Below are 6,422 nucleotides of genomic sequence, written 5' to 3'. Positions count from 1 at the left end.
GACAAGCTGAGCGGGACCATCCAGAACGACATCCTCAAGGAGTCATGGTTCCGCAACACCTACATCTACCCACCCGAACCCTCGATGCGGATCATCGCCGACATCATCGAGTACACCTCCCAGCACATGCCGAAATTCAACTCGATCTCGATCTCCGGCTACCACATGCAGGAGGCGGGGGCGACGGCGGTGCAGGAGCTGGCCTTCACCATCGCCGACGGGCTGGAATATGTCCGCGCCGCGATGTCCAAGGGGTTGCCGGTCGACAAGTTCGCGCCGCGCCTGTCCTTCTTCTTCTCCATCGGCATGAATTTCTTCATGGAGATCGCCAAGCTGCGCGCCGCGCGCCTTGCACCGGGGTTCCAGCCGACGTGGAGTCGCTGCCGGGTAGCGATGCGAGTCGCCGAGACCTCAATGAGACAGTCACCCGCGAAGCCCGCAACTGCATACCGGTGATCTTGCCGTTTCCAGCCTGGACTGCTGGTTCGGTGAAGAGGAAACCAGCGCCGACGACGCGGTGGCACAGATACGTCCGTACCAGGCGGCCCGGGCGACGGTCGCGGTCGTCTCGGGCACCGGCGGAATGGTCTGCGGCTTGAGCGACATGATCGGGCTTCTGCCTTGAGGATGCCACTTCAACAGCCGCCGCTCCCAGACCGTGATGGCACACCGTGGAATTCGCCAAATGTATCAGTTGCTATTCAGGCTCCATTCTTCGTTTCCCGTGCTGAATGGCAAAAGCCCAAATAGCCTTAAAGAGATCATTGACTATTTCGTCACATCCATTCCTTGTTTTTCATATCGATCATGATTATGCTGACCATGTTTAGCATGGATACGGAAGAATTTGCGCGAAGGAGGTAGGTTATTTTCCGTGTTGTAACTCGCTTTATCAAGTGTGAACAACATGTGATTTCGACCAATTTCCGGATGGATTCTGTCCGTATACTGTGAAGAGGTGATGAGGAGCATACAAAAATATGTTCTCCGAGATGACCCTCCCTCTGGTGGCCACGATATCCATCCTTGCGGTTATTGGTGGCGCTCTCCTTCTTTCCAGGTGGGTGCTTCGCCGTGCGCTCATTCGCCTGGAAAGAAGGATGGCCGCGATCTTCACGGCCACGGTCGACGGCATCATCATCATCAACGAGAACGGGTGCATCGAGAGTTTCAACCCAGCCGCCGAACGCATCTTCGGTTATGCCCGCGCCGAGGTTGTCGGCCGGAACATCAAGATGCTCATGCCTGAACCGTACCAGTCGGAGCATGACGGCTATCTTGCGGCCTACAAGGCGACCAACAAGCCCAAGATCATCGGCATCGGGCGAGAGGTGCTCGGACGGCGCAAGGATGGCAGCATCTTTCCCATGGATCTCGCCGTTGGCGAGAGCCGTCTGCGCGGCAGCCGCCTGTTCGCCGGCATTGTTCGCGACATCACCGAGCGCAAGGCGACCGAGCAGCGGCTGCGCGACAGTGAGACCGGCACCCGGGCCATCCTGGAGACGACGGTCGACGGCATCATCACCATCGATGGATGCGGTACCGTGCTCTCGGCGAACACGGCGGCCGAACGCATCTTCGGCTACCGCGCCGCGGAGATGGTGGGCCACAACGTCAACAGGCTGATGCCCGAACCCTACCACAGCGCCCACGACGGGTATCTGGCACGCTTTCTGGCGACGGGGGAGCGGAGGATCATCGGCATCGGCCGGGAGGTCGAGGGGCGCCGCAAGGACGGCAGCACTTTCCCAATGGATCTCGCGGTCGGCGAAGCGCAGGTCTCAGGCCAACGGATCTTTACGGGTGTCGTGCGAGACATCACGGAGCGTAAGAGGACCGAGGAGAACCTCCGCCAGAGCGAGGAGAACCTGCGCCTGCTGATCGACAGCGTGCAGGACTACGCCATCACCTGGCTCGACGTGGACGGTCGGATCGTCAGTTGGAATGCAGGCGCCGAGCGCCTCACCGGCTGGGCTGCCGACGCGGTCATCGGCCGACCGATGGAGGTGCTGGATCCACTGGAGGCCCAGATCGGCACCCGCCACATTCTCGATGACGTCCGCGAGCGCGGCCGTGCCGAGATTGAGGGCTGGCGGGTCCGCAAGGATGGCTCACGCTTCTGGGCGCAGATCGTCATCACCCCGTTGTGGGACCGTCAGGGCCGCATGCGCGGCTTCGTACGTGTCGCTCGCGACATCACCGACCGCAAGCAGGCCGAGGAAGCGTTGCGCGTGGCCAAGGAGGAGGCCGAGCGGGTTAGGGAGCAGGCCGAGCTGGCTAAGGAGGAGGCGGAGCGAGCGAAGGATGAGGCGGAGCGAGCCAATCTTGCCAAGTCACAGTTTCTGGCGGCGGCCAGCCACGACATCCGCCAGCCGGTGCAAGCGCTGGTCTTCTTCGCATCGGCGCTGGAGGAGAAAAGCGGCGATCCGCCCACGGTGGCGGCCATGGGCGGCCTGAAGTCGTCGCTGGAAGCACTGAACATGTTGCTCGACTCGCTGCTTGACGTTTCCCGTCTCGACGCCGGGATCGTCGTCCCCACGCCGGCCAACGTCCCGCTCTGGCCGCTGCTCGAACGGATCGCCAACGAATTCACACTGCTGGCCATTGCCAAGGGGCTCGCGCTCAAGGCCGTGCCGACCTCGGCCATCGTGAGGACCGATCTGACGTTGCTCGGTCAGATCGTTCGGAATCTTGCGGCGAACGCGGTCCGCTACGCGCCGCGCGGCCGCATCCCCCTGGGCTGCCGCCGACAGGAGGGGGCGATCCGGGTGGAGGTCTGGGATACCGGAATAGGCATCCCAGACGACCGGCTCACCGACATCTTTCAGGAGTTCGTTCAGATCGGCAATCCGGAGCGGGATCGCAGCCAGGGGCTCGGTCTTGGGCTGGCCATCGTGCAGCGGCTATCACGTCTGTTGGACCACCCGGTAACGGTGCGCTCATGGGAGGGCAAGGGATCGGTCTTCGCCGTCACGGTGCCGCTTGTCGGTTTCGACAAGCCGCAAAACGTGCATTATCTCAATGAGCCTGTCTGGTCGATGGGGAGAGGGAAGGCGACTATCCTCGTGATCGACGACGAGGCGGCCATCCTCAAGGCGTTGCGACTGATCATCGAGGGCTGGGACTATGAGGTGCTGACCGCCACCTCAGAGGAGGAGGCGCTGAGCCTGCTCGAAGGGCAGTTGCATGCGCCCGACTTCATCATCGCCGACTACCGGCTACGGGCGAACTGCACCGGCGCCGACGCGATCCGGCATATCCGCACCCTCTACAAGCGGCCGGTTCCAAGCCTCATCATCACCGGCGACACCGCCCCGGAACGTCTGAAGGAAGCCGAGGCTCATGGACTGCGGCTGTTGCACAAGCCGATACAGCCGTCGGTGCTCAAAACCGTGATCTCCGAGTTCGTTGACCGGCGATAACTGGAGTTGCGGAACATTCCCACGGAAGGGAGCAGCCAGCCCAAGGGACACAGTCAAGCCCTGGCCACTTTCATAAGCTGCCACGTCACCGGGCACCGTCAAGTTGGCGCTGGGGCGCCGGCTTGGTGCCGGGTATAGGGTCGCCATGGCGACGTCCCGTGATCCCCGTCATGCCAGCTACCGCTACCCCGCTGAGGTCATCGCGACGGCGGTCTGGCTGTACTTCCGCTTCCCCTTGAGCCTGCGGATGGTCGAGGAGATGCCGGCCGCGCGCGGCATTCTCGTCAGCCATGAGACGGTGCGGCAGTGGGGCCTGAAGTTCGGTCGCGATATCGCCGACCAGCTGCGCCGGCGCGCTCCCCAGCGCGGCGACAAATGGCACCTCGATGAAGTGGTCCTGACCATCGCTGGCAAGGAGCAGTATCTCTGGCGGGCCGTCGACCGCGATGGTTTCGTGCTCAATGTGCTGGTCTAGAGCCCTCGCGAACCGTGACGGGCAACGAGTTGACGGTGCCTTTAGGCGGGGTCTGCTAACAGTTTGCGTTATTGCGCCTACATCCCCGATCACGCCGAAAGCCATCGCCAGCGCACCCTGAATGCGGCCCTGTACCGCCGCTGTGCGGCGCTGTGGTGCGCGCTGCCGATGCGTGGCCAAAGTGCGGTCGATCTGCTGCGTCATCGCTGCGGTTTCGCGGTGGCGGCGCGGCTGCGCCGCTGCTGAGAGGCGGCCAAGGCGCGGCGGGAGCGCTGTGGTTCCGTCGCTGCCAGCTGCTGGGGGGCAAACCTCCTGGCGCAGGGAGAGCCCCGACTCGCGCTAGCCGGGCGCAGGGAGGGTTCGGCAGCAGGCAACCTGGGACTGTTGCGCGGCGTTGGGATGTTCGAGAACGCCGGAAAGGGTCCGGTCCATTGGCGAGTGGCGCCATGATCAGCAGGTGGACGAGCGCCCGCTCGTGCTGGGGCTGCCGACTGCGCTGGGGAGAGCCAGCCTATCAAGCGAAGCAATCCTGAGACCCCGGTGAGACCCCAGCCCCTGCGCACATAAAAAAACCGCCGCTAACCCGTTGGATTAGCGGCGAGTTGAACAGGGAGGCTTCACGTCTGGGAGACGCTGGGTCCGAGGACCCAACCCCGGAGGGGAGACCCCCGGGACGAAACATCGGATGCTGCGTCGCAACATCCAACGATCAAAATTTGACCATTCTGCTGCCAACTTTCCAGGCATAAATGTATAAATCTACCATGCAAGGCACGCATGGCTTCGGAAGTCCCTTAGGAAGCTAATAAAAATGCCAAAAACGACAGCGCCGCTCCGGTAAGTCGGAGCGGCGCTGTCGTTTTTGGCAATTCTCTTACAGGATCACTGAAAATGTTCGTGGTTAGAACGGAGTTTCTGCCACTTTTTTGACCAGGAAGTCGCGAAAAACCGCGATGCGCTTGGAATGGCGCAATTCTTCGGCATAAACAAAGTAGGCGTCGACCTTCGGTCCGTCGACATCCGGCAGGATCCGCGTCACATCCTTCGAGAAGCTGTCGACCAGGAAATCGGGCAACGCGCCGATGCCAAGGCCGCTCTCCACCGCCCGGTAAATGGCGTAGACGCTGTTGACCTGCAGGATCGGCTTCCGGTTGGGCGAGGGGTCGCCCATCTCCATGATCCAGTTGACGTTGGGGATCGGCGCCCGAACGTCGGGCGGGTAGGTGATCAGGTCGTGGTTGTCCAACTCCGCCAGCGTCTTCGGCGTCCCCTTCTTCTTCAGGTAGTTCTGGCTGGCATAGAGGTGGAAGCGGATCGACATCAGGTGCCGCTGGATCAGGTCCGGCTGGCGCGGCGTGTTCATGCGGATGGCGATGTCCGCCTCGCGCATCGCCAGATCCAGCTCGTCATCGTCGATCAGCAGCGTCAGCTGGATGTCGGGGTAGATCGACATGAATTCGTTGATGCGCGGCGTCAGCCAGGTCGATCCGAAGGCGACCGTCGTCGTCACCCGCAACGGACCCTTGGGATGCTCCCGGCTTTCGGTCAGCATCGCCTCGGTCATCGACAGTTTGGCGAACACGTCGCGGGCGGTGCGGTGAAGCAACTCGCCCTGTTCGGTGAGGATCAGACCGCGGGCGTGGCGGTGAAACAGGGGAACGCCCAGGCTTTCCTCAAGCGCGCTGATCTGGCGGCTGACCGCCGACTGGCTGAGGTTCAATGTCTCACCGGCATGCGTGAAGCTGCCGGCTTCGGCCACCGCGTGGAAGACCCGAAGCTTGTCCCAATCCATCATGCTGTCCCGCCCCGGTGCGCAGCCGCCCGGAGCCTCCCGTTATCTTGAGGTCGGCGCATGGCCGCCATGCATGTTTATAGCGGGAACGCGCCCGGAACGCACGCGCTACCAACCCTGACTCGCACGAAAATTAATCATGACCGCCGGAGTTATTCTCATCCGAAGTCCCAGCGATTGCGATATATCCGCAGAATGGATGGGGCTTTTTCCGATTCCCGGAAACGGCGGACCGGCCCTTCAACCTTGTTTTTCTAATCCGCCGCGTCGCTCAGGGCGGCGGCCTTGACCGTTGCGCTGTGGGCGTTGCCCTCCTGCTTGGAGGGGGAACGGACGCCGATATGGCCGCTGATCTCGTCGCCGGCGTCGGCGGGCAGGTGCCAGAAGGGCAGGCTGGAGGCGCAGGCCATCAGCCCCACCGTCAGGAAGGCGGGAACGAAGGAGGCTGGCGTCAGCGTGCCGCTCCACTGCACGGTCAGGTGCAGCGCGGTGGCGCCGACGGCGACGCCCAGGCTCATCGACAGCTGCTGCATCACGCTGGCCAGCGTGTTGGCGCGGCTGGTCATCGGCTGCGGCACCTCGGCATAGCTCAGCGTGTTCATGCCGGTGAATTGCAGCGAGCGGAAGAAGCCGCCCAGCAGCAGCGCGCCCAGGATCACCAGATGCGGCGTGTCGGGGCGGAAGGCGCCGTAGCTTGCCAGGATCACGCCGCTGACGAGGGAGTCAGCGTCAA

General features: G+C 62.8%; 3 protein-coding genes and 3 pseudogenes. 4 read left to right on the top strand and 2 right to left on the bottom strand.

The features are described 5' to 3' along the window. From I71_RS08010 to I71_RS07995, 4 genes and pseudogenes are all read left to right on the top strand, one after another. Positions 1 to 351: pseudogene (locus I71_RS08010) on the top strand (methylmalonyl-CoA mutase family protein); the annotation flags it as partial. A 749-nt stretch (positions 352 to 1,100) separates the two neighbouring features. After that, positions 1,101 to 3,422, top strand: coding sequence for a PAS domain S-box protein (locus tag I71_RS08005; RefSeq protein ID WP_049975982.1), 2,322 nt, complete (start codon positions 1,101 to 1,103; stop codon positions 3,420 to 3,422). Between the two features lie 145 nt (positions 3,423 to 3,567). Continuing rightward, a pseudogene (locus I71_RS08000) lies at positions 3,568 to 3,894 on the top strand (transposase); the annotation flags it as partial. A gap of 66 nt (positions 3,895 to 3,960) precedes the next feature. Continuing rightward, a complete protein-coding gene (locus I71_RS07995) occupies positions 3,961 to 4,143 on the top strand; it encodes a hypothetical protein (RefSeq protein ID WP_042693611.1) in 183 nt (60 codons plus the stop codon). A 655-nt stretch (positions 4,144 to 4,798) separates the two neighbouring features. Here the strand turns inward: I71_RS07995 and I71_RS07990 are convergent. Both I71_RS07990 and I71_RS07985 read right to left on the bottom strand, forming a co-directional pair. Then, entirely contained in the window at positions 4,799 to 5,689 is an 891-nt protein-coding gene (locus I71_RS07990) for a LysR family transcriptional regulator (RefSeq protein WP_042693614.1), read from the bottom strand. A 254-nt stretch (positions 5,690 to 5,943) separates the two neighbouring features. Beyond that, positions 5,944 to 6,422: pseudogene (locus I71_RS07985) on the bottom strand (MFS transporter); the annotation flags it as partial.

This window comes from Azospirillum sp. B506 (genome assembly GCF_000333595.1).
Lineage (GTDB): Bacteria > Pseudomonadota > Alphaproteobacteria > Azospirillales > Azospirillaceae > Azospirillum.
The sequence above is the reverse complement of the archived record's forward strand: the minus strand, read 5'-3'. Positions and strand labels throughout refer to the sequence as shown.